Consider the following 22,787-nt stretch of genomic DNA (forward strand, 5'->3'; position numbering starts at 1 on the left):
TTTATATGCTGCTGGTGGCTGTGTCGCCAGAATCAGCTTGTGTATTTAATTCATGCGCAAACAGGGGCGGGCCAAAGTAGTTGCCTTGAAAGGCCACGCAGCCAATTACGGTTAAAAAATCGCGCTGCTCCAGGGTTTCTACGCCTTCGGCAATCACTTTCAGGCCAAGGCTATGCCCAAGCACAATAATTGCACGGGCAATAATGGCGTCGCTTGGGTCGGACATAATATCCTGTACAAAAGATTGGTCGATTTTAAGCTGATCCAGCGGAAGTTGTTTCAGATTGGATAGGGATGAATACCCCGTGCCAAAGTCATCCAGAGAGAAACTTACCCCTTGTTTTTTCAGGTGATTCATTTTTTCGATGATGTCTTCTATGTCGTCGATCAGCATGCTTTCTGTGAGTTCTAATTTCAGCTTTCTGGGGTTTACGCCGGTTTTTTTCAGGGCATAGCTGACGTGTTCAACAAAATTAGCCTGCGTAAATTGCAAGGCGCTCACATTGACGGCCATGCTCCAGTCTGCGGTAAAAGGCTGTAGTGACCATTGATGCAGCTGATTGCAGGCCGTTTCGAGTACCCATTGCCCCAGTGGCAAAATGATGCCGGTTTCTTCGGCAAGCGGAATAAACTCGAGTGGTGCAACTAAACCCCGTTCAGGGTGATTCCAGCGCACAAGGGCTTCTGCTCCGGTTATTTCACCATTGTTATCCACCTGTACCTGATACTGCAGTACAAATTCCTGCTCGGCAAAACCCCGGCGCAAATCCCTGACTGATTCGTCATGTGCCGCGGCTGCGGCCTGCATCACGGGGTCAAAAAAACGGGCTGTATTACGTCCCGCACTTTTGGCCTGATACATCGCCACATCGGCTTTTTTGAGCAGCTCCTCCATGCTTTCCAGGTCTTCCAGAAATAAGACAATGCCAATGCTGGGAGTACTGGAGTAAATATGCTCGTTAAGCGCGTAAGGCAGGCCAAGTTCTTCCAGTATTTTGCTGGCGATCAGCTCGGTTTGCGTAACCGCCTCGTGGGGATTGGTGCTGAGTTCTTCGAGCAGGACAACAAACTCATCCCCACCCAGACGAGCCACGCTGTCCCCTTCCCGCACACAATTTTGTAATCTTTCGGCCACCTGTTGTAGTAAGAGGTCTCCCAAATCGTGGCCTAAATTATCATTAAGCTGCTTGAAGTGATCTAGGTCTAAAAACATCAGCGCCCCATGCTGGCTGTTGCGAGCCGAAGTGATCATGGCTTGTCTTAGCCTGTCTGCCAGTAAGCGCCGGTTGGCAAGCCCTGTCAGCGGGTCATAAAAGGCAAGCCGACGAATTTCTTGCTCGTTTTCGCGGTTTTGCGTGATATCCCTGACCAAGCCAATAAAGGTGATTCTTCCTGTTAGATTGATTTTTGATACCGAAAGGCTCATTGGAAACAACTGGCCATTTTTGCGCAGGCCTTCTACCTCTCGTGGAACACCAATAATGCGCGCCTCACTGGACTGATAGTTTTGCAGATAGCTGTCGTGGTGGCTGCGATGCGGCTCAGGCATCAGCAGGCTAATATTTTTGCCTGTTATTTCTGAGGGGGAATAGCCAAAAATGGCGCTGGCTGCCTGATTAAAAGATTCAATGATGCCGTTTTGATTAATCGTAATGACCGCATCGGCCATATTATCTAAGATCGTTTGTGTGTGTAAGGCGGAGTCATAGCGAACGGCTTCGCTGTGCTGCCAGGCGTCGAGCATGCCGTTAAATTGCTCTGCAACGGCTTTGATTTCCAAAGGGCCATCCACACTGGCACGAGTATGGGTATTGCCTTCTGCAACCTGTTTGGCGGTGCGCACCAGCCTGCTGATGGGCTGAATAATAAAGGTGCTGATGCGCCAGGCCAGCAGCAGTGACAGTATAAGAAAACTGGTACTGAGGATAAGGCTGTACCATAAGTATTGAGTGTATTCGGCAAAAACTTCTGCCTCAGGAATCCCTGCAAATACGCGCCATTTTGTTCCCGGTATTGTGGCAAATGAGTTAAGTCGGCTGATGCCGTCTTCATTTTTTATTACGCTTAGTTCATTGGGCTTGGCCGATGTTGCGTGTTTTGTTTTTTGGCCAATCCATGTTGCAGCATCTCCGGAGTGAAGCAAAATGATATTGCGCTGATCGATTACCGTGATAATGGTTTGTGCGGGCGTGCTATGAAAAACATCTTTGCTGAATTTGAGTAAATCCAGAGGCAAAATCAGCAGCCCGCCCAGCGCGGGATTAAAAACAGGCTGAGCCAGTACCGCAATCCAGCGCCCGGAAGAGCTGCCCATATCGGCATCACCCAGGGTGAAATGCTGTGTTTGTATTGCTTCGGTAAACCATGGGAATTGCTCCAGCTGGCGGGTGCTTGGTGGCTGGCTTAAATAGCTGCAGATGGGCTGTGCATTGATGTCCCGTAGAGACAGTGTGGTGAATTCGGGAGAGAGCTGAACAAACTCTTTGAGAAGTGGATCGCAGTGTTGTGGATCAAGTGCTTTGATCTGCGGCCTGCTGGCGATTCTAAGCAGTGTTTGCTGGTAGCGATGTAAGCGCTTGGCAATGTCAGAGGCCGAGTTATTGGCAATGATTTGTACTTTTGCATAGGCCTCTTTATGTAACTGCTTCAGCTCATGATTCAAAAAGAGGCCCAGCATGACAACAAAAGGCAGTGCAATGGCGAGCGTCAGCAGAAAAAGCTGGATACGGATAGAGAGTCGCTGCAAAGAGGTAATCATCATAAGTCGTTCATCAGAGTCAGATAAAGCGAAATGCCGGATGATGTAATCATCATACTGCTGTTTTGTTCTTCAGAGCGCTGCAGCCCCTTTTGTTAAGAAGGTAAAATAGTAAGAATAAGGAGAAACTTGTTTTTGGCAATAGTAAGCAGCACGCTTGAAAACAGGCTTGGACGAAAACGAAATAAATACAAGCATTCTTCCCGGAAGAAAGTGATCTTTTTGCTCAGCGTTGTATTTCAGGGAGGCTCCTTTTGATCTGCATATTTATTCTTTAAATATAAGCTGCAGAACGCTGAAAATCTCTGATGTTCATGCTGAGTTTTTTATAAAAAAATAAAGATATTATTTTGTATGCAATTTGCATTTTATTCTTTGCATGATGGGCTTTATTTCATGACCCAGAATGGGCTAAACCCAAACTTTGCATAAACGTCATGGTGCGATGACGTGATAAACTCGCGCACGTCTTTTAACACCCTTCTCTTTGGAATTCTCGGCATGACGATAGTCACCCGCAAACAGCAAGAAAGCCTTCAGGAAAGCTTGCAACAGGTTGTTCGACTGTTGGACAGGCATCGCGTTGTTGAAGATATGGTGCATCGTCAGGATATGGCTAAGCACGAGCTGGTTGAACAGCTGGTGCATAAGCAGAATTTGGTCGAGTTACAAAAAAAGCTGGCGAGTTTGCACCCTGCAGACGTGGCGCACATCTTAGAGGCCTTACCTTTATTTGATCGCTTGCTGGTTTGGGAGCTGGTGAAGTCTGAGCATGATGGCGAGATCTTGCTGGAAGTATCGGATGCAGTGCGTGAATCGCTGCTGGCCGATATGGAGAACTACGAGATTATCGCCGCGGCCGAGCATCTGGACGCTGACGAGTTGGCCGACTTGGTGCCGGATTTATCCAGTGAAGTGCGTTCTGAATTATTAGGCGGCCTGGATGAAGAAGAACGGGCGCAGCTGCAATCGGCACTGTCTTATCCTGAGGATGAAGTAGGCTCCTTAATGGATTTTGAGATGGTCACTATCCGGGATGACGTCACCCTGGAAGTGGTGCTGCGCTATTTGCGCCGCTTTGACGAGCTGCCAAATCACACCGATAAACTCTTTGTGGTGGATCACGAGCAGGTGCTCAAAGGCGTGCTGGCGATTAATCACCTGCTGGTTTCCGATCCTGATTTAACCGTGCATGACGCCATGGCCACCGATGTGGTGACTTTTCGCGGCCATGATGATGCCGGGGATGCCGCGCAGGCGTTTGAGCGTTATGACTTAGTGTCTGCACCCGTGGTGGATTCCAACCATAAAGTAATTGGCCGCCTGACTGTGGATATGATGGTGGACGTGATTCGTGAAGAATCAGACGCAGAAGTCTTGTCTCTGGCCGGTTTGAAAGAAGAAGATTTGTTTTCCAGCGTGTGGAAATCCGCTAAAAACCGCTGGCCTTGGCTGGCGGTGAATATTTGCACTGCTTTTGTGGCCAGCCGCGTGATTGGCGCTTTTGAAGAAACGATTACCCATTTAGTGGCGCTGGCTGCACTGATGCCGATTGTTTCGGGCATTGGCGGTAATACGGGCACGCAAACCATTACCCTGATTATTCGCGGCTTGGCTTTGGGGCAAATTACCCCCAGCAATTCTGGCCGCCTGATTGGTAAGGAAGTTGGCATTGCGCTTTTAAATGGCCTAGTTTGGGGCAGTGTACTGGGCGTGATTGCATGGCTGCTTTACCGCCAGATTTCGCTGGGCGTGGTGATGATGGCGGCCATGATGCTGAATCTTTTAGTTGCGGCCCTTGTGGGCATTTTAGTGCCACTCACCATGCAAAAACTGGGGCGTGATCCGGCCTATGGCTCATCGGTCCTGCTGACTGCCACCACCGACTCTATGGGCTTCTTTATTTTCCTTGGGCTGGCTTCGGTCTTCCTGATGTAATAGGCAGAGTATGCGTTTTTCAAAAGCACGGGAACAATGGTTTGTACTGCTGGCTTTAGCTAAATGGCTGTTGCTGGCTGTGCTGGTGGGCATGCTTGCGGGGACAGCATCGGCGTTTTTTCTGTTTGCTTTGGACTGGGCCACTACAACACGGCTGGCTTATCCTTGGCTGCTGGCGGGCTTGCCCTTGGCGGGCGGGGTAGTTGGCTGGATTTACTGGCGCTTTGGTAAGCAGGTTGAGGCAGGCAATAATCTGCTGATTGATGAGATCAATGACCCGCAAAAAATTATCCCGCTCAGGATGGCGCCTTTGGTTTTGGGGGGCACCGTGGTGTCCCATCTGTTTGGTGCATCGGTAGGGCGTGAAGGCACGGCAGTGCAAATGGGCGCTGCGCTGGCTGATCAGCTTACCCGGCTCTTCCGATTACAAAATGGTGACCGGCGTTTGTTACTGATGGCGGGGATTAGCGCGGGCTTTGCCTCTGTGTTTGGCACGCCGCTGGCAGGCGCTGTTTTTGGTTTTGAAGTACTGGCTATTGGCCGTATGCGGGTTGATGCCATCTGGCCCTGTCTTGTGGCTGCCGTAGTGGCTGATCAGGTAGGCCTCTTGTGGGGCGTGCATCATACGCATTATCTGATTGGGGCCATCCCTCAGGTGAGCCTCTGGGTTTTGGCTGCTGTTTTGCTGGCCGGGGCAATTTTTGGTCTGGTTGCACGCAGCTTTGCCAATGTCACACACCTGCTTGCCGCTGGAATGAAAAAGCTCATTCATTACCCGCCGCTTCGCCCCTTTCTTGGTGGGTTGCTGATCGCTTTGGTGGCCTGGTTTTCAGGTACAGAGCGTTATCTGGGGCTGGGTATCCCAACGATTATCGAATCTTTTCAGCACCCTATGGCTAATTACGATTTTGCCGCGAAATTTGCATTTACCGTGGCGTCCCTTGGCAGTGGTTTTAAAGGCGGCGAAGTCACGCCTTTATTTTATATCGGCGCTACCCTGGGTAATGTACTGGCGCCATTTTTAAATCTGCATTTTGCTTTTCTTGCTGGATTGGGCTTTGTGGCTGTATTTGCTGGAGCGGCCAATACGCCGATTGCTTCTACGCTGATGGCGATGGAAATGTTTGGTGCAGAAGTGGGCGTGTATGCAGCATTAGCCTGCGTAGTGAGCTATTTATTCTCTGGGCACACTGGTATTTATCGCGCGCAGCGCATTGTGCACGGCAAATACCGGGCCGCTCCTGAGGGCATTAAACTCAGTGAAATAGCGGCTTATCGTGCTTCAAAAAAATGATCAAATTAAGCGATTTTATGCAGCGAAAACTCAAACCTTAAACCACTAAGGAAAGGGAGAACACAGAGTGGCATGGGGAAAAACATCGCTTTCCCCGTGAAGCTCCGTGTTCTCTGAACCCTCCGTGTTTCAAGATTTGGGTTTCATACTGGGGTGGCGTTTTCACGGCTGTGTACTAATGAACACAATGTCTTATGGAAGCCTTTATGAATTATTCAGCTTTATTGCTGCAAAGTGGTTTGGATAAGTTTGATGCACAAGTTTTGTTTAGCCATTGCACGGGCAAAAACCGCGCATGGTTAATTGGCCATGGTCAGGATGAAGTTGATCCGGCCCATGTCAGTGTTTTTAATCCACTGGCTGCTCGCCGCAGAGCGGGCGAGCCTGTGGCGTATATTATTGGTTTACGTGAATTCTATGGCCGTGATTTTGTTGTCAACTCGAGCGTGCTGATTCCAAGGCCGGATACCGAGTTATTAGTAGAGCTGGCTTTAGAGCGGGTGGCGGATGGGGCAAGGGTGCTTGATCTGGGCACAGGCTCGGGTTGTATTCCGATTACGCTAAAGCTGGAGCGGCTGGATCTGGATGTGAGCGCCGTCGATTTATCCCCATCTGCCTTGATTGTGGCTCAGACCAATGCCAGCCGGCTGGATGCGGCGGTGCGTTTTTATCAGTCAGATTGGTATCAGGCACTGGGAGATGCACGTTTTGAGATCATCGTATCCAACCCTCCTTATATTGAGAAAAATGATCATCATTTAAGCGAAGGCGATTTGCGCTTTGAGCCACGCAGCGCCTTGAGTGATGAGGGTGATGGCCTCGTGCATCTTCGCCATATTATCAGCGGCGCATGTGATCACTTAAAAGAGAGTGGCTGGCTTTTGTGTGAGCATGGCTGGGATCAATCGGCCGCTTGCCGTGCCTTACTGGTAGAGGCTGGCTTTCAGGAAGTGCAAAGCTGGCGTGATTTATCGGGAATAGAACGCGTTACGGGCGGACGCCTAGCCTGATCGTAAACGTATATCTTTGTTATTTTCGGGTGCTTTGGCCGGGAATTTACCTGCCCTGATAAAGCCCCTGATCGATCAAATACATAAGGGCGGCACATCGTTTGATTGGCCTCATGCAAAGAGCCGCTCTGACGCGCGGGCATAAAAACAGCGCGGCTTTACATCTCTTGCTTGCCGCGACTTTTTCATAAAAGTACAATACCTGAGTAAATACATCAGGTATCACAAAGGAAACTCAAAATGAATACGCAAGATCTGATTCGCCAGCAAGTGACTGAAAACGCAGTGGTTCTGTATATGAAGGGCACACCAACTTTCCCTCAATGTGGCTTCTCTGCAGGTGCCGTACAGTTGCTTAAAAACTGTGGCGTCTCTTTTGCTGCGGTTAATGTGCTGGCTGATGCGGATATTCGCCAGGGCATTAAAGAATACGCAAACTGGCCTACCATTCCTCAGCTTTATATCAAGGGCGAGTTTGTTGGCGGCTCCGATATTATGAAAGAGCTGTTTGCTACGGGCGAGCTGCAAAAAATGCTGGAAGGCATTGGCGAAGAGTAAGGCTTAGGGTGGGGTAGACCCCATCTTGCTCGCTTAATGCGCCATATCGCAGGAGCGGCTAAAGCCGTTCCTGCCCCTTTTTTTGTAGGTTTTTCTTAGGTTGACTGCTTTGGTGTGAGGCTGCCCTGTGTGGCATTAAAAAATGCCTCAAATCATCGGCGGTGCAGTTTCGGTAAAAGAAGGGCGCTCTTCAAGCTTGCTGTAAAATTTCTGCAAATTTGGATAGCGGCTCTGCCAGCCAAGCTCTGGCAGGCGAAAATCAAGATAGGCCAAGGTGCAGCCCAGTGCCACATCGGCCAAAGAAAATAAATCCCCACCCCACCATTTCTTCTCGTCTAATTCACCCGCTATATGCTCAAGGCCGCGCTCTATTTTGGCTTGCTGATGCTCAATCCATTCTGTGGATTGCATATGCGGCTGGCGGCTGCGCTCTTGTCTGATTAATACCGCAGCATCGCTTATTCCGTCAGCGAGTGCTTCGCGGCGTTTAATACTGATCGCCTGGCGATGATCACTGGGGATGAGTTTGCCAACTGGCGAGCTGTGATCCAGAAAATCCACAATCACCCTGGAGTCATACAGGGTTCTGCCATCGTCCAGCAGAAGAATCGGCACTTTACCCAGCGGATTCAGTGCGCTGACACTGCTTTCAGCTACCCATGGATTATCTTCAATCAACTGACATTCAATGCGTTTTTCGGCAAGAACGATGCGTACTTTGCGGCCAAAAGGGCTGGTATACGAGGTAATCAGCTTCATGCCATCTGCATTGGTTAGGTTTGGGATTTCATCTTAGCCGTTTGTCAGGGGGGAAACCAGATTTGTGGCTTGAAAACAACGCAGATTGTGGAATAGGGAAGGAGGCGGGTTTCACCCCAGCCCTCTCAACTTAAGCAAAACATAAGGGCATTATGATTTTGTTGCCGTGGCTTGAATCGCGAAAGCGCTACTTTAAAACCTTCGCGGTTAAGGCCGCCTCTGCAGTGCTGATGATTAAATTGAAAGGATTGGGTGTTACCCGTCCTTCCGGATCACCGCATCTTAGGGAGTAAATAAGCGTTAGCGCATTAGGCCATTTTAAAATGGCCTAATGCGCTCTGTTTATTTACGCCTTACACCGCCAGCATCACGGCCTCTACTTCCTCAGCTGTGCGGGCAATATGGGGCCCCAGAATGCGGCTGCCAGTGGCAGTGATCAGCACATTGTCTTCGATACGGATGCCGCCAAAGTCTTTGTACTCGTTAAATTTGGCGTAATTAATTATCCCGCTATGACGGCCTTCTGCTTGCCAGGCGTCGATCAGGGCAGGAATAAAGTAGATGCCAGGCTCTACGGTAATGACCATGCCGGCTTTCAGTGGTTTGCCTAGGCGTAAATAGCCCATGCCAAACAGCGTGCTGCGCTCAATTCCTTCACCATAGCCGACTAGGTTTTCACCCAGGCTTTCCATATCGTGCACATCCAGACCAATCTGGTGGCCAAGTCCGTGCGGGAAGGCGATGGCGTAAGCGCCGGACTCAACAATTTCATCCGCATCGCCTTTAAAGAAGCCCAGCTTGCTCATGGCTTTGACCATCACTTTGGCTGCTAATTTATGCGCTGTCAGATAAGGTAGGCCGGGTTTGAGTGCTGCAATCGCCTCGGTCTGCATGGCCAGCACCGCATCATATAATTCGCGCTGGCGCGGGCTGAATGTGCCACCTACCGGAATCGTGCGTGTGATATCGCTGGCGTAGCCGCCGGATGAGGTGGCACCGGTATCGTTCAGAACCAAATCGCCGGTTTGCAGCACTTGATGGTGATGATGGTTATGCAGCACTTCACCGTTTCTGGAGAAAATGCTCGGGTAGGCCAGCTGCAAATCATGGCTGCGAACAATGCCTTCCATTAATCCCACTACTTGGTGCTCAAGCACGGTTGCGTGCGAAGCGCGCATGGCGGCATGGTGCACATCGCGGGTAATCGCCAGCACTTTTTCCATTTCGGCGATTTCTTCATCGCCTTTGATTTCGCGCTGAGCAATGACGGCGTGGGTTAAAGCGCTAGAAAAACCGGCTTTTACTTTTGAGCTGTCACAGCTTAATAACTTGGCAAGTTCCAGAATGGTCTCGCCACGATAGGGCGCTAAATATTGCACGGTAATGCCAGCAGCCTGAGCGGCGGCCAGTGCTTCGCCAAGCTTTGCGTAAGGCTGGCTTTGAGCAAGACCTGCTGTGGCTGCACGCTCGCTTAAGCTGGGTTGCGGGCCGGTCCAAACGATGTCCGCTACTTCGGGCTCATTCCCAAATAGCGTGATCACGTCATTGGCCGTATCAATCAGGCCGGCAAGGCCTGGCTCGTTCAGGCCAAAGTAGTAGCGAAAACTGCTGTCCTGAATAAACGGGAAAATATTATCCGAGTAATTCATGGGCGAATCGACGTTGCCTAGCAGCAAAATCAGACTATCCGGCAAGCTGGCAGAAAGAGTGGCACGGCGTTGACGATAGATTTCGGGCTGAAACATGGCGTTTTTCCATTGAATGTGTGGGGCGTATCTTTGTTGAAAGAGCGCCATTTGTAAATGGGTGGAAGTGGCATTTAATCGTGCTTATGCCCCTTGAATGGCAGATCTGTTTCTTTAAATGAATAAACTTGGTGCTTTGCTGCATTGTTTGTGTGTTTTTAGAGTGCAGGCTGATTTGCTGCGATGTGATGGTGTTGGCGCTACTGCGGAAGTCCTAAAAGCAGCTGAGGTTTTAGTTTTGGTTTGTAATAAAGCTTACAAAGTATTGTTAAATTTTACATGTAGCTTATGTGGTGATAGTGTTGCTGCAAAATAATTGATTGGCATATTCGGGGGTTGTATTGCTGCAATTTTTAAAGCGTTTATGTCTTACAGGGCTGGCGGGCTTATCACTTATTTATGCAGGAAATACTTTTGCGGCCACAGGGCCTGCGATTGAGGATTTCTTTCGTAAGCCCGGCATGATTCAACCCTTGATGTCGCCTTCGGGTAAGTACATTGCGTCCTTAAATGATGGCAGTTATTGTTGCTGATGCACTTCCTGCAGCGCCTGATTAAATTGCATTAAGAATTCACGGGCTTTGGGGTGATTGATGGGGGTAATCAGGTGCAGGGTGATTGTTTCTATGATGCCGCCAACAGGTACTGGGATTTGGGGTAATTTTTTAGCCAGATTTGCGATGCTTTCTTTGCCTTGTTTTTGATCGGTAATAATAAAGTCGGCTTTGTCCTCGGCCAGTAAGCGTATGCAAGCGCTCATATCGTAGGGGCGGATCGGGTGGAGTAATCCTTTTTTAATCATTATTTCGATTTGCTTTAAGTAGGCCCAGCCCAAGGGGTGACAGTAGCGCTTGCCGGCTAAGGTTTCGAGCTTCGTGCCATCCAGATGGCTGCCTTCTAGGGCAAATACACGTATTTCAAGCACAAATAATGGATCAGAATAATTAAATAATTTACGACGCTCAGGTGTACTCATATAGGGAAATGTGCCGGTATACGCGCCTTTTAGCGTAGAGCTATAGCCATTCGACCATGGGCGCCATTCCAGCTCATAGGGTAAGCGGGCTTGTTTCATTACTTTTTTAACTAAGGCAGCAGCCAGCCCGCCTTCTGGTAAGGAAGGATCTGTATAGGGAGCGTAATCAGGCCCTGTCACTAGCTTCACGGGCTCGGCCAGTGTAAGAGCGCTCCAGATGAAAAGCATGATTGCTAACTTGGGCATTGAATCTGTTCTCTTGGCTGTTCAGGTATTTTAGACACAGATCGCCATGATGTGATTCAAGTTAATGATTTGCTGCAGACAGCCTGCCTCAAAGAGCAGGCTGCTGCGTATAGCTGCCTAAGTGATTGGCAAAAAAGTGCGGCATGGCTTCACAGGTGTTAAAGCGGTGATGATGAAAACCAAGGCTTTTATTTTGTTTAACGATATATTCCACGCCGATGCTGCCGTTTTTAAAACGCATCGATAATCTGATCTGAATCGGCGATATTGAGCCGCGGAACACCAGCGTCTTGATTTTATCTCCCCCGCAGGGCGATCATTAATCAAAGCCTTTAATGTGCTCACCACGTAAAACAGGTAATTGCCAGCGTAAACGCATTGCTAATAATCTGAAACTAAATCCCGCAACTAAGGCAATCATTGATGCAAGGCCGGTTTCTATTTTTAGATAATTCAGCAAAATATATAAAGCACCAGTAGCTAGGGAGACGCTGGCGTAAATCTCGCGGCTCAGTACCATCGGTTGTTGATTACACAACACATCACGCAGTAAGCCACCAAATACGCCGGTTACAACGCCCGCCATGATGGCAATACCAGGATGAACGCCCGCTTCCATGCCGATATTGCAGCCAATAATGGTGAAAGCCACCAAACCCAGCGCATCAACAATCAAAAATAAGCGACGCAGATGATGCAAATGACTGGCGATTAAAGCGGTTAAGGCAGCAGCCCCAATGGTAAACAGCAGATATTGCGGATGCGCAACCCAGCCCAGCGGATAGTGGCCCAGCAGCATATCGCGTGCAGTACCACCACCCAGTGCGGTGACCGTGCCTATAAAACAAATACCAAATAAATCCATATTGCGGCGCATGCCCATCAGCGCCCCAGACATGGCTTCGGCAGTGATGGCGATTAAATAAATAGTGTAAAGCAGCATTTCAAGATCTTTTTAGAGGGAGTTGGAGCCGTTGGACTTGGATTTATATACGAAATAATTAATTGAATGGCATTATCCCAAGATGTTTAGATATATTGAACTAAATTTAATATTAATAAGGTATGCTTAAAAATTCTTAATATGTGAAAGATACGCTGGTGAATTTAGACCCCAGACAAACCGAAGCGCTGCGAGCAGTGATTGAAACTGGCAGCTTTGAGCAGGCCGCAGTGCGCCTGCATCTCACTGCTTCAGCTGTTTCTCAGCGGGTACGTGCGCTGGAAAGTAATCTGGGCAATCCCTTGGTGGTACGCAGCCGCCCAGCCCGTGCCACACCGGTTGGCCAGCGGCTTTTGCAATATTTACATCGTGTGATGCAGCTGGAGGCTGATCTGGCTTCAGATTTAGCTGTGGAGCGTTATTCGCCCCTGCTTCTGACAATTGCACTCAATGCCGATACGCTGGGCACATGGTTTTTTCCTGCGTTGGCGCAGGCTCTGGTGAATGAAGAAGTGCTGATTGATTTAATCGTTGAAGATCAGGATCACACCTATACCCTGCTCGAATCTGGGATGGCTATAGGTTGCATTGGCAGCGAAGAAAAGCCCATGAAAGGCTGCTTTGCCGATGCCTTAGGCGTGATGCGCTATCGTTTGGTGGCGAGCAAAAGCTTTTGCCAACGCTGGTTTCCTCAGGGCATGAATCGTAACGACGCCCGCCGTGCGCCTGTGGTGGCGTATTCGCACAAAGATACGCTGCAGGCGGGCTTTCTGGAAAACCATTTTGGCCTGTTGCCCGATGCCTACCCTTGTCATTATGTACCCGGCACCGAGCCCCATCTGGCGGCTATTTGCCACGGCTTAGGCTATGGCATGGTGCCTGAGTTACTGCTGGGCGAATCTACTGGCGATCTGATTGATCTGGCACCGGATTATCCTTGCGATGTAAAGCTTTACTGGCACTCATGGAAAGTGCAATCGCCGCGCATGGAAGCACTGTCAAAACAGATTGTGGATGCGGCAAGAGTGGTGCTGGGCACGCCTCTTTCAGAGTAGATAAATATGAATACCTGCCGGTAAGTGGCACGTAGCTAACACCTGGTCAGTTTTATATCTTACAAAACAGGATGGCAGTGTATATTTGTTTGATACTAAAGGCGTTCATTCAGGGAATGGAAAATCACTTTGCTTGTGATATAAAATGATAAAAATAATCGTTTAAGTCATGAAGGGAGGTCTATGAAAAAAAATATAATCAGATTCTCCTGCTTTGGGCTGATGCTTTATGCTGCATCTGCAATGAGTGCGCCACTGGAGCTGGTGACACTGCAATACCCCCCTTATCAGTATGAAGAAAATGGCCAGACTAAAGGCTTTGTGGTGGAGATCGTAAAAGAAGTGTTTCGCCGGATGCAGCAGCCCGTAAATATCACTTTAATGCCCTGGACCCGGTCAATTAAAATGATTGAAGATGGCACGGCTGATGCTATTTTTACTGCATATAAAACGGCAGAAAGAGAAGTGTTTGCAGATTATTCAAAAGAAGTGCTGATGCCACAGGCCGTTTCATTATTTGTTTTAAAAGAATCAAATATTAAGTTTGATGGTGACTTGCTAAAGTTGGCTAATTATAGTTTTGGTGCGGTAAATAAAGTTAGTTATGGGGATGTTTTTGATAATGCAGTTAAGAATAAACTGATTAAAGCCCCTGATGTGACATATACCGGCGAACAGAATGTGGAAAAATTATTAGCAAAACGTTTTGATATAATGGTCAGTAATAAGTATGGCGCATTAGATATTTTAAGGCACAAAGGTGTTGAACATAAAGTCAAAGAGCTTGCTCCCGAAGTTCAGGCTATTCCCAGTTATATGGCTTTTTCTAAAAAAAGAAACCTAAGGGCGATACGGGATAAATTTGATGAAATTTTATCTGCAATGAAAAAAGACGGTAGCTACCAGAAAATAGTGGCCAGCCAGAGTCCTGTTGAATTAAAAATTAAATAATTATTGCATGGATAATTTAAAAAACGGGAAGCCTAGGCTTCCCGTTTTTTATTTTAAACGATTAATACCTGCAAGCCATCAATACCGGTAATGCGCCGGTTTATACGGCCCTTGTTTGGGTACGTCGATATAGGCAGCTTGCTCGTCTGTTAGCTCGGTGAGCGTTGCGCCGATTTTCTTTAGGTGTAATCGGGCCACCATTTCATCAAGGTGCTTAGGCAGTACGTAGACGCCAACTGGATATTGCTCGGTTTTGGTAAACAGCTCGATTTGCGCCAGCACCTGATTGGTGAAGGAGTTAGACATCACAAAGCTGGGGTGGCCAGTGGCGCAGCCCAGATTCACCAGGCGCCCTTCGGCAAGCAGGATGATGCGTTTGCCATCTGGGAAAATAATGTGATCGACTTGCGGCTTCACGTTTTCCCATTCGTATTGGCGTAAGGATGCAACCTGAATTTCGCTATCAAAGTGGCCGATATTGCAGACGATGGCGTTATTGCGCATCTTAAGCATATGCTCGTGGGTAATTACGCCTACATTGCCGGTGGTGGTGACAAAGATATCGCCCTGATCGCAAATGCTGTCCATCGTTACGACACGAAAGCCTTCCATGGCGGCTTGCAGCGCGCAAATCGGGTCGATTTCGGTGACGTAAACGGTGGCACCCAAGCCGCGCAGGCTTTGGGCGCAGCCCTTACCCACATCGCCATAGCCAAGGATCACCGCGGCTTTACCTGCGATCATCACATCGGTGGCGCGTTTAATACCATCTACCAGTGATTCACGGCAGCCGTAAAGGTTGTCGAATTTAGATTTGGTAACGGCGTCGTTGACATTAATCGCAGGGAAGGAGAGACGGCCTTCACTGTGCATTTTATACAGGCGGTGTACACCGGTAGTGGTTTCTTCGGTGACGCCTTTAATATAAGAAAGTCGGGTGGAATACCACTTAGGATCTTTGGCCAGCGTGGCTTTAATCGAGGCAAACAACACGATTTCTTCTTCGTTGCCAGGGGCAGAAATGACTGAGGGATCGGTTTCAGCTCGTGCGCCAAGGTGCAGCAAAATGGTGGCATCGCCGCCATCGTCCAGAATCATATTGGCGTACTGGCCGTTGGGGAAATCAAAAATGCGGTGGGTAAAATCCCAGTATTCTTCGAGTGTTTCGCCCTTGTGGGCAAATACCGATGTACCTGCTGCGGCAATCGCTGCAGCTGCGTGGTCCTGGGTAGAGAAAATATTGCAGGACACCCAGCGCACTTCGGCCCCTAGGGCTTGCAGAGCTTCAATCAGCACTGCAGTCTGGATGGTCATATGGATGGAGCCTGCGATACGGGCTCCTTTAAGTGGCTGTGCTTTGGCGTACTCCGTCCGCACAGACATTAGGCCGGGCATTTCTGTTTCTGCAATGCGAATTTCTTTACGGCCCCAGTCTGCCAAAGATAGATCAGCGACTTTAAAATCAGAATTTGCTAAATCAAGATTTGCCACAGTGGTGATTCCTATCTGTGGCCGGGATGGCATCTCCAACACGCATGCCGTACCCGGCGCGGGTTTACAGGAGAGCGCAGTTAAGAAATTCGAGCCTGGCCCCTAGCAGTTTGTCGGACTTAGGCGGTCGTAGCGAAAAATCGCATGGTCTAGACCAGATTTTTCCGGATTTGCAGTGCCAATAAGGCGTTATTGGTCAAAAATTCGGTGAAATATGGGCCGATCAGGTGATTCTGTAGCCGACTGATGCTAAGTTCGACAGGCTATTTAGGGTTGCAGCGCCCCTCGAATGTGCTTTCATTATAGCGTTAAGAATCTGATGATTGTCTTGTTTACAATGCAGTATTTGCTTACATTAAGTAGCATTCGCACAAAGTGATGGCAGGGCTGGCTCTGCAGTTGGTAGCAAACCAAAACAATGCGTTGCATTTAAGTCTTAATTTTTAAAGTAAATTAGTCAGTCGGCATAATGAATCATCGTGCCGCTATCAACCAAGGCTGTGGAATGAAATTAAAACGATGCGCCAGCTTGATCTTAGTCCTTGCTTTAAGTGCCTGCGGATCAATGCGCCAGTATCAGGCCGAATCGCAGGGAGCGATTGATTTTGTCCGCGCAGGCAAGCCCGATAGCGCACTGGCTGTATTGGAATCGAATAATAGTGATAAAGACCTTTTGTATTATCTGGAAAAAGGTCAGCTATTACAGCTAAAAAGTGACTGGCCTAGTAGCACCGGCGCTTGGCTGAAGGCGGATGCAAAAATCCAGGATTGGGAAGATGCCGCTAAAAACTCGCCAGATAAATTAATGGGTGAGGTGGGTAGCTTTTTAATTAACGATAAAACCCGCCGCTACGATGGCTACGATTACGAAAAAGTATTGCTCTCTACTCTGCTGGCCATGAATCATGCCGCCGCGGGGGATTGGGGCAATGCACGGGTTGAAGTCAAAAAAACGCATGAACGTGAAGCGATCATTGCGGAGTATCGCTCGCGTGCTTATGAAAAAGACGAAGCTGAGGCTAAAAGCAGAGGCGTAAAAACCACGTTTAAAGACTTAAAAGGTTATCCAACCGAAACGCTGGATGATCCTGAAGTTTTAGCTTTAAAAAACAGCTATCAGAATGCGTTTAGTCATTATCTGGCGGCTTTTGTTTATGAGTCGCTGGGTGAAAAAAGCCTAGCAGCGCCGGGCTATCGCAAGGCGATTGAGCTGCAGCCCAATACCAAGATTTTAGAAGATGGCTTGTCTCAGCTCGATAGCAAAACCAGCAAGCGCGGAATGAGCGAGGTGTTGTTTGTGGTGAGCTCGGGCCTTGCCCCAGCACGTAAATCGGTGACCGTACCCCTGCCCATTTATCGGGTCGGATTAACGGCGATGTCTTTTCCTGTTATTCGCTCCGGCAACGATTTTGCGCCGTCACAGCTTAAATTAGACGGGCGTTTTTTGCCGGTTAGCACTATCACCAGTATCGATGCCATGAGCCGCCGCGCATTGCGGGACGATATGCCGGGCATTATTTTGCGCTCCACCATCCGTGCTGTGACAAAAGGCGTGGCGCAAAAGCAGCTGAATGACCGGGACAATAATGCCAGTGCAATTGCCAGCTTAGTGCTTGGGCTGGTCAGTGTGATGACCGAGCAAGCCGATGAGCGCACTTGGAGCACCCTGCCCGCACAGATTGCCATTGTCCGGGCGACCTTGCCACAGGGCATGCATAAAGTATTAGTGCCTACGTTGCAGGGGCAGGAGGCGTTTGATTTTAAAGTAAGCAGCCCTTACCAGATTGTGCCGATCAGGGTGATGGGCAATCAGGTGTATTTAGGAAAGACAGATTTGTCATCTGTGGTATTAGACACAGTGGTGACAGAGAGCACAGACGCTATGATTCAGCCAGCTAAGCCTAAAAAGGTGAAGAAATAATCATCGTGTTTTCTATTTTGAATAAAGGAATAACCATGAAAAAGTATCTTGCCCGTGGCGTTTTACTGGCTGCTGTTTTAGGATTTTCAGCGATTGCCCAAGCCGCTCCGATTGTTTTGTCTGATCGAATCGAGCAGCTGGGTGAAATGAAATATATCAAGCTCACGGGGGGGCGCACCGCTCAGCGTAATGGCCTCCTAGCGGTACAGCTTGAAATGCAGAATCAGGATAAGGGCGATCAGCAGCTTTATTATCGCTTCCGCTGGTTTGATGATGCTGGCTTTGTAGTGGGTGGCGAAGAAGTATGGAAGCCGCTTAAATTTATTGGTTTGCAAAAACAAGTTATCGACACCATTGCCCCCGTGCCATCTGCCGTGGATTTCAAAATGGAAGTCAATAGCCCGGATAACACAGGTGCAGTACCTGCAGCTAAGTAATTTCTAAAGGATCAGATCAATGAAAACGATGAAACAAGCATTAAAGCTGAGCGCGGTCTTGGCCGCAGTATTGCTGGCTACGGGCTGCGCCTCTAGCTCATCACCTACCGTGGGCGGTGGTGATGTGGTTTATGGCGATAGCAAGGCGGTTGAAACGGTAACAAATGAATTTGGCTCTACCGATTTGCAAATGATTTCAGAATCAATGGCGCGCTCTTTAATGCAGCACCCATCCATGGCTGGCCGCCCTTTAATTGTGGTGGCCGAAGTTAAAAATAAAACCACTGAATATATTGATACCCGCAATATCACCAACAGCATGAAAACGCAGCTGATGAAAAGCGGTGCTAAGTTTGTAACCGACAGCAGCACATTAGATGCACAGGTTGAAGAAATCCGCCGTCAGACAGAAAGTGGCTTATATAAAAATAAAGTTAAAGTCGGGCAAATGAAGGGCGCTAAGTATTTATTAACAGGCGAAATTACCTCGATTGTTAAAAAGAACGACAGCACCAAAGACGTTTATTATAAATTCACACTGATCTTAAAGAATATTGAAGAGGGCGTGGATGAATGGCAGGATGAAAAAGAAATTCGTAAAACATCTAAGCGTTAAGATGTAGTATGGGCACTCTGTGCGCCCCTATTGTTTGTTGTAATTGATTCAGGGGTTTAAAAAAATGGGCAAGGTAAAACCTTGCCCATTTTTTAATTACTCATCATCCGTTTTTTTTTGCGGGTTGATTCGGGTGACCAGCAGCTGATCAATACGATAATTATCAATATCGACCACTTCAAATTTGTAATCACCAAAAATCAGCAGCTCGGCTTTTTTAGGGATGCGTTTGAGCATATACATCATAAAGCCGGCAATGGTTTCATAATTCTCTTCATCTTTTAATTCGTCGATATCCAGTGCTTTTTTTACGTCTTCGATCGGCGTTACACCATCAACCAGCCATGAGCTTTCATCCCGCTGCACAATCTGATCTGCACCGGGGTCTACCATACTGCCCATCAGCTGAATGGTGACATCGTTCAGCGTAATAATGCCAACCACTAAGGCGTATTCATTCAGAATAACGGCAAAGTCTTCGCGTGCTTCTTTAAATTGCTCCAGTACTTCAGATAAAGAAAGCGTATCTGGAATCGTCAGCAATTTGCGATTACCGCATTGCTTTAAGCCTTCCAGTAAATTAATTTCGCCACCCTTAAGTACCAATTGCAAAATATCTTTGGCATCAATATAGGCAAATACGCTGTCGATGCTGTTTTCGCAAAGCAAAAATTTTGAATGGGGCTCGGCCAGCATTCTGGCTCTGATGGTTTCTTCTGCTTCATTCAGTGAAAAGAAAATCACACTTTCACGTGCGGTCATCACGGATGTTACGGTACGTGTTTCTAATTCAAACACGTTTTCAATCAGATTGTGCTCTTTGCGGCGTACCGTACCTGCCATTGCACCCGCATCTGCCATGGCCACAATATCATCAGTCGTGATTTCATCCCGGCGTACTGCAGGTAAATTAAATGCATTAAAAATTAAATTGGCAATACCATCAAAAATAAAAACCAGAGGGCGCAGCAGGAAAATACAAAATAAAATGGGTGAAACAACATTCACAGCGGTGGCTTCAGGTACCGCCATGCCAATACGTTTGGGAATTAAATCGGCAAACTGAATAAACAGCCCGGTCACTAGGGTGAATGACATCAGAAAGCCTAGCGTTTCGGCAGTATCGGCATGCACGCCAAGCTGGATAAGCAGCGCTTTAAAAACGGGGGAAAAAGTAGGCTCTCCCAATATACCGCCTAGAATTGCAACGGCATTTACACCAACTTGCACCACGGTAAAAAAGTCTCCCGGCCGCTCTTGCAGGGCCAGTACCAGATCAGCACGTTTATCGCCGTCTTCACTCATTTGTTGCAGCTTGTGTTTACGTGCTGCGGCTAGCGCAATTTCTGAAACAGAGAAAAATGCACTAATTAAAATAAGAATAAAAATAATAAGTAAGCCATTCATCATAATATTAAATCTCCTGCCGCTAGCTTAGCAGCTCGCCAGCTTGCTATGAAGCTTCTTATGCAGGCAAAGCGGGTGGAAAGGTTTGTTTAAGATTAACAATCTGTGGCGCTAGCCCCCGGCATCGCTCGCATTTAAGCTTTATCAGGATGAGCATGGAGCACGGCCTGTGTCTGTTTGTGAAGATTTATTCTATTACGCTTGCATGATATGTATATTTTATTAAGAAATAGTGTAAGTGTTTTCCCGTGAATGATAGACAAATGGGCGTTTAAAAGCTGACAATGTAGCTTGGAATATTATTCCAAAGTCGTACGTCTTCAGGGCGGGGTGAAACTCCCCACCGGCGGTAAGTGTATTGTTTTCTCAAGAAATGATCACACAAGCCCGCGAGCGCCTGCGCTGTATTTAAGCTTAGGGTCAGCAGATCTGGTTAAATTCCAGAGCCGACGGTGATAGTCCGGATGAAAGAAGATGCGTCGTATTGAATTTGCCATGGCTTGCCCATGGCGGTTTGCCTGCGGCTGTCCCACCCCCTGAACCGTTTTTCGCCTACCTATTTTGCGAGAGCGTTTCTCTATGTTTACTGAAGTTTTGAATCCTGTACTTGCCCCTTTTTCTGTTCGCTTTAAACAAGCGCTGGCTGATATGCGCCAGGGACGCCCGGTTTTATTAATGGATGATTTCGATCGCGAAAACGAAGCCGATTTAATTGTGGCCGCAGAAAAAATCACCGACCGAAGCATGGCGCAAATGATTCGTGATGGCAGCGGTATTGTCTGCCTTTGCCTCACTGACGAAGCCCTGCAGCATCTGCAGCTGCCGCCTATGGTGACAGACAATCAAAGCCGTTTCAGCACGGCTTTTACCGTATCGATTGAAGCGCGGCATGGGGTAACAACCGGTGTATCTGCTGCTGATCGGGTCACTACAATTAAGGCTGCGATTGCTCGCGGTGCACAAGCAGGTGATCTGGCCAGCCCCGGTCATGTTTTTCCGCTGCGTGCCACAGCAGGCGGCGTTCTGGCCCGGCGCGGGCACACAGAAGGCTCGGTTGATCTGGCGGTGCTAGCGGGGCTGCAGCCCGCGGCAGTGTTGTGCGAATTGATGAATCCTGATGGCACAATGGCGCGTGGCGAAGAAATCAGTGAATATGCCTTAGAGCATGGTTTGCAAGTATTAAGCATTGCCGAGCTGGTGGAATACAGGCTGCAGCAGGCAGGCTAATCCGTTTTTATCCCGTTTATTAATTGACCCGTTTTTATTGATAAAGAGCGAGTATTCAGATGAATAAAACTAAATTAGCCCTTGCGCTTGCTGTTTTAGCTGGTGCAGGTTTTGCAGGTGCAACCTGGTATACAGGAAGCACTTTAGATCATAAAGTCAGCGAGGCTGGCGATGCGCTGAAAGACTACAAAATTGTAAAAGTGATGAAGCGTGATTTTAAAAAAGGGTTCTGGACCTCAACAGAAGAAGTGACTTACCAGCTGGGTTGTGAAGATGAGGGCGAAGCATCTCCATTACATGGCGCAACAGGGCAAATCACTTTAATTAATACAATTCAGCATAATCCCTTTGGTTTGGAAATTAACACCAAAGTGGTTTATAGCGATAAAACCAAGGAAGAGCTGGCTAAAATATTTAAAGGCAAAGAGCCTTTGGAAATCAACACTAAAGTCAGTTTATCCGGTGATTTACAAACCCGTGTTTCTAGCCCTGCATTTACCGTTGACGATGAAAAAGGCAATGTAAACTGGAAGGGATTTAACACGCTGATTAAGTACGATAAAAATGCAAGTTATATCGATTTTGATTTTGCAATTAATGGTGCAGAGGGTAAGGAAAACAATAATGTGACCCAATTTAAGCTGGGTGCAATTGCGTATAAGGGAAGCTATAAAAATGCGGTAGATGGTGTTTATGCCGGTGCAGAATCTTTGACGATTGAAGGCTTTGATGTTTCAAGCAAAAAACAAGAGAAAGATATCCAGGTTTCCATGGGGCAGTTGCTGTTAAATAGTGAATCTAAGTTTAATAATGGCCTGCTTGATTTCTCTAGCAAGGGCACGGCGGATAAACTTAAATTCAATTCAAAAGATATTGGTAAATTTGAAATGAATTTAGCAGTCAGCCAAATTGATCCTAAGGCGCTTAAAGGGATTAATGAGTTAAGCTGGAAAAAAGGGATTTTACAGTGTAATTTTGATGGCAAATCACAAGCGAAAGCAATGCAAGCCTTGCTGATGGATATCCTGAAGAAAAACCCTTCTGTGAAACAAAATATCAAGCTGCATACGCCTGAAGGCGAAAGCATGATTGCGCTGGATTTAAGCAGCAAAGATATTAAGCAGGAAGATTTAGAAAACCCAGGCCAGCTGATGAATAAAGTAAACGCCATGCTTGCCTTGCAATTGCCTAATGCTTTTGCAGAAAGAATGATTCGTGAGTCGATTGAAGAAGAAGCAATTGAACCCACACTGGAAATGTTTCAATCCTCGGTTCAGCTTGGGGTTGAAGATGGAAAGCTGGAAAGCGATGGTAAATTACTTAAAACTAAAATTCAGTTAAAAGACGGAAAAATCGTACTGAACGGAAAAATGGTTGAATTACCAGCATTACTGGGCATGCATTAATCTGCATTAAACTACGGATGAGCCTAAGGCTCATCCGTAGTTTTTAGCT

The 22,787-nt window shown here is 47.7% G+C and carries 20 protein-coding genes and 1 riboswitch; of the genes, 12 read left to right on the forward strand and 8 right to left on the reverse strand.

Annotated elements, in window-relative coordinates:
- Position 1: 1 nt before the first annotated feature.
- Positions 2–2,761 (reverse strand): bifunctional diguanylate cyclase/phosphodiesterase, encoded by a 2,760-nt coding sequence (locus tag DYD62_RS20035; RefSeq protein WP_115229464.1) that lies wholly within the window; start codon positions 2,759–2,761, stop codon positions 2–4.
- Positions 2,762–3,352: 591 nt separating this feature from the next.
- Here DYD62_RS20035 and mgtE point away from each other — a divergent pair.
- From mgtE to grxD, 4 genes are all read left to right on the forward strand, one after another.
- A complete protein-coding gene (gene mgtE, locus DYD62_RS20040; RefSeq protein WP_373280376.1) occupies positions 3,353–4,696 on the forward strand; it encodes a magnesium transporter in 1,344 nt (447 codons plus the stop codon).
- Positions 4,697–4,706: 10 nt separating this feature from the next.
- Positions 4,707–5,990 carry a voltage-gated chloride channel family protein gene (locus DYD62_RS20045; RefSeq protein ID WP_115229470.1) on the forward strand — a complete coding sequence of 428 codons (1,284 nt, stop codon included), beginning with the start codon at positions 4,707–4,709 and terminating at the stop codon, positions 5,988–5,990.
- 206 nt (positions 5,991–6,196) lie between these two features.
- Entirely contained in the window at positions 6,197–7,000 is an 804-nt protein-coding gene (prmC, locus tag DYD62_RS20050) for a peptide chain release factor N(5)-glutamine methyltransferase (RefSeq protein WP_174900838.1), read from the forward strand.
- A 240-nt stretch (positions 7,001–7,240) separates the two neighbouring features.
- A complete protein-coding gene (gene grxD / locus DYD62_RS20055) occupies positions 7,241–7,558 on the forward strand; it encodes a Grx4 family monothiol glutaredoxin (protein WP_099396373.1) in 318 nt (105 codons plus the stop codon).
- Positions 7,559–7,705: 147 nt separating this feature from the next.
- Here grxD and DYD62_RS20060 read toward each other — a convergent pair whose 3' ends face one another.
- Positions 7,706–8,317 carry a glutathione S-transferase gene (locus DYD62_RS20060; RefSeq protein ID WP_115229475.1) on the reverse strand — a complete coding sequence of 204 codons (612 nt, stop codon included), beginning with the start codon at positions 8,315–8,317 and terminating at the stop codon, positions 7,706–7,708.
- A gap of 353 nt (positions 8,318–8,670) precedes the next feature.
- A complete protein-coding gene (locus DYD62_RS20065) occupies positions 8,671–10,062 on the reverse strand; it encodes an aminopeptidase P family protein (RefSeq protein WP_115229478.1) in 1,392 nt (463 codons plus the stop codon).
- Between the two features lie 118 nt (positions 10,063–10,180).
- Here DYD62_RS20065 and DYD62_RS20070 point away from each other — a divergent pair, with 118 nt between their 5' ends.
- Positions 10,181–10,378, forward strand: coding sequence for a hypothetical protein (locus DYD62_RS20070; RefSeq protein WP_115229480.1), 198 nt, complete (start codon positions 10,181–10,183; stop codon positions 10,376–10,378).
- A gap of 204 nt (positions 10,379–10,582) precedes the next feature.
- Here the strand turns inward: DYD62_RS20070 and DYD62_RS20080 are convergent, their stop codons facing one another.
- The 3 genes from DYD62_RS20080 to DYD62_RS20085 all read right to left on the reverse strand — a co-directional run bounded on the left by DYD62_RS20080 (position 10,583) and on the right by DYD62_RS20085 (position 12,227).
- Complete coding sequence (locus tag DYD62_RS20080; RefSeq protein ID WP_165928658.1) at positions 10,583–11,266, reverse strand: substrate-binding periplasmic protein; 684 nt, start codon at positions 11,264–11,266, stop codon at positions 10,583–10,585.
- A 106-nt stretch (positions 11,267–11,372) separates the two neighbouring features.
- Positions 11,373–11,525: a hypothetical protein gene (locus tag DYD62_RS23710; protein ID WP_165928659.1), complete on the reverse strand. Its 153-nt coding sequence runs from the start codon at positions 11,523–11,525 to the stop codon at positions 11,373–11,375.
- 78 nt (positions 11,526–11,603) lie between these two features.
- Complete coding sequence (locus DYD62_RS20085) at positions 11,604–12,227, reverse strand: trimeric intracellular cation channel family protein (RefSeq protein WP_115229487.1); 624 nt, start codon at positions 12,225–12,227, stop codon at positions 11,604–11,606.
- Between the two features lie 158 nt (positions 12,228–12,385).
- Between DYD62_RS20085 and DYD62_RS20090 the strand changes: the two genes are divergently transcribed.
- Together DYD62_RS20090 and DYD62_RS20095 are read left to right on the forward strand one after the other, a co-directional pair.
- Entirely contained in the window at positions 12,386–13,282 is an 897-nt protein-coding gene (locus DYD62_RS20090; protein ID WP_115229992.1) for an HTH-type transcriptional regulator ArgP, read from the forward strand.
- A gap of 183 nt (positions 13,283–13,465) precedes the next feature.
- Positions 13,466–14,233, forward strand: a complete 768-nt coding sequence (locus tag DYD62_RS20095) for a substrate-binding periplasmic protein (protein ID WP_233702986.1) — start codon at positions 13,466–13,468, stop codon at positions 14,231–14,233.
- Positions 14,234–14,311: 78 nt separating this feature from the next.
- On the opposite strand, the gene ahcY is transcribed toward DYD62_RS20095, so the two are convergent.
- The gene (gene ahcY, locus DYD62_RS20100) at positions 14,312–15,724 is read right to left on the reverse strand and encodes an adenosylhomocysteinase (protein WP_233702987.1); all 1,413 of its coding nucleotides are present in this window, start codon (positions 15,722–15,724) and stop codon (positions 14,312–14,314) included.
- A 505-nt stretch (positions 15,725–16,229) separates the two neighbouring features.
- Here ahcY and DYD62_RS20105 point away from each other — a divergent pair.
- The 3 genes from DYD62_RS20105 to lpoB are packed head-to-tail and all read left to right on the forward strand — an operon-like array spanning position 16,230 to position 18,698.
- Positions 16,230–17,645, forward strand: a complete 1,416-nt coding sequence (locus DYD62_RS20105; RefSeq protein ID WP_115229492.1) for a COG3014 family protein — start codon at positions 16,230–16,232, stop codon at positions 17,643–17,645.
- A 35-nt stretch (positions 17,646–17,680) separates the two neighbouring features.
- Entirely contained in the window at positions 17,681–18,082 is a 402-nt protein-coding gene (locus tag DYD62_RS20110) for a YcfL family putative periplasmic lipoprotein (RefSeq protein WP_115229495.1), read from the forward strand.
- A gap of 19 nt (positions 18,083–18,101) precedes the next feature.
- Complete coding sequence (gene lpoB, locus DYD62_RS20115; RefSeq protein ID WP_218586925.1) at positions 18,102–18,698, forward strand: penicillin-binding protein activator LpoB; 597 nt, start codon at positions 18,102–18,104, stop codon at positions 18,696–18,698.
- Positions 18,699–18,794: 96 nt separating this feature from the next.
- Here lpoB and paeA read toward each other — a convergent pair whose 3' ends face one another.
- Positions 18,795–20,108 carry a polyamine export protein PaeA gene (gene paeA / locus DYD62_RS20120; RefSeq protein WP_115229498.1) on the reverse strand — a complete coding sequence of 438 codons (1,314 nt, stop codon included), beginning with the start codon at positions 20,106–20,108 and terminating at the stop codon, positions 18,795–18,797.
- Between the two features lie 309 nt (positions 20,109–20,417).
- Positions 20,418–20,585: riboswitch (FMN riboswitch) on the forward strand.
- Between the two features lie 99 nt (positions 20,586–20,684).
- Here paeA and ribB point away from each other — a divergent pair.
- Positions 20,685–21,332: a 3,4-dihydroxy-2-butanone-4-phosphate synthase gene (ribB, locus tag DYD62_RS20125; protein ID WP_115229501.1), complete on the forward strand. Its 648-nt coding sequence runs from the start codon at positions 20,685–20,687 to the stop codon at positions 21,330–21,332.
- 59 nt (positions 21,333–21,391) lie between these two features.
- On the forward strand, positions 21,392–22,738 hold the full coding sequence (locus tag DYD62_RS20130; protein ID WP_115229503.1) for a YdgA family protein: 1,347 nt from the start codon (positions 21,392–21,394) through the stop codon (positions 22,736–22,738).
- Positions 22,739–22,787: the final 49 nt, after the last annotated feature.

The organism is Iodobacter fluviatilis (genome assembly GCF_900451195.1).
GTDB classification, from domain to species: Bacteria; Pseudomonadota; Gammaproteobacteria; order Burkholderiales; family Chitinibacteraceae; genus Iodobacter; species Iodobacter fluviatilis.

Bases quoted from the DNA above. Each gene is read 5' to 3' on its own strand.
- DYD62_RS20035 (WP_115229464.1), bottom strand. From the start codon at position 2,761: ATGATGATTACCTCTTTGCAGCGACTCTCTATCCGTATCCAGCTTTTT.
- prmC (WP_174900838.1), top strand. From the start codon at position 6,197: ATGAATTATTCAGCTTTATTGCTGCAAAGTGGTTTGGATAAGTTTGAT.
- DYD62_RS20130 (WP_115229503.1), top strand. From the start codon at position 21,392: ATGAATAAAACTAAATTAGCCCTTGCGCTTGCTGTTTTAGCTGGTGCA.
- DYD62_RS20080 (WP_165928658.1), bottom strand. From the start codon at position 11,266: ATGCTTTTCATCTGGAGCGCTCTTACACTGGCCGAGCCCGTGAAGCTA.
- DYD62_RS20065 (WP_115229478.1), bottom strand. From the start codon at position 10,062: ATGTTTCAGCCCGAAATCTATCGTCAACGCCGTGCCACTCTTTCTGCC.
- DYD62_RS20045 (WP_115229470.1), top strand. From the start codon at position 4,707: ATGCGTTTTTCAAAAGCACGGGAACAATGGTTTGTACTGCTGGCTTTA.
- DYD62_RS20095 (WP_233702986.1), top strand. From the start codon at position 13,466: ATGAAAAAAAATATAATCAGATTCTCCTGCTTTGGGCTGATGCTTTAT.
- lpoB (WP_218586925.1), top strand. From the start codon at position 18,102: ATGAAAACGATGAAACAAGCATTAAAGCTGAGCGCGGTCTTGGCCGCA.
- DYD62_RS23710 (WP_165928659.1), bottom strand. From the start codon at position 11,525: ATGCGTTTTAAAAACGGCAGCATCGGCGTGGAATATATCGTTAAACAA.
- grxD (WP_099396373.1), top strand. From the start codon at position 7,241: ATGAATACGCAAGATCTGATTCGCCAGCAAGTGACTGAAAACGCAGTG.
- paeA (WP_115229498.1), bottom strand. From the start codon at position 20,108: ATGATGAATGGCTTACTTATTATTTTTATTCTTATTTTAATTAGTGCA.
- DYD62_RS20105 (WP_115229492.1), top strand. From the start codon at position 16,230: ATGAAATTAAAACGATGCGCCAGCTTGATCTTAGTCCTTGCTTTAAGT.
- DYD62_RS20085 (WP_115229487.1), bottom strand. From the start codon at position 12,227: ATGCTGCTTTACACTATTTATTTAATCGCCATCACTGCCGAAGCCATG.
- DYD62_RS20060 (WP_115229475.1), bottom strand. From the start codon at position 8,317: ATGAAGCTGATTACCTCGTATACCAGCCCTTTTGGCCGCAAAGTACGC.
- DYD62_RS20110 (WP_115229495.1), top strand. From the start codon at position 17,681: ATGAAAAAGTATCTTGCCCGTGGCGTTTTACTGGCTGCTGTTTTAGGA.
- DYD62_RS20070 (WP_115229480.1), top strand. From the start codon at position 10,181: ATGAATAAACTTGGTGCTTTGCTGCATTGTTTGTGTGTTTTTAGAGTG.
- ribB (WP_115229501.1), top strand. From the start codon at position 20,685: ATGTTTACTGAAGTTTTGAATCCTGTACTTGCCCCTTTTTCTGTTCGC.
- mgtE (WP_373280376.1), top strand. From the start codon at position 3,353: ATGGTGCATCGTCAGGATATGGCTAAGCACGAGCTGGTTGAACAGCTG.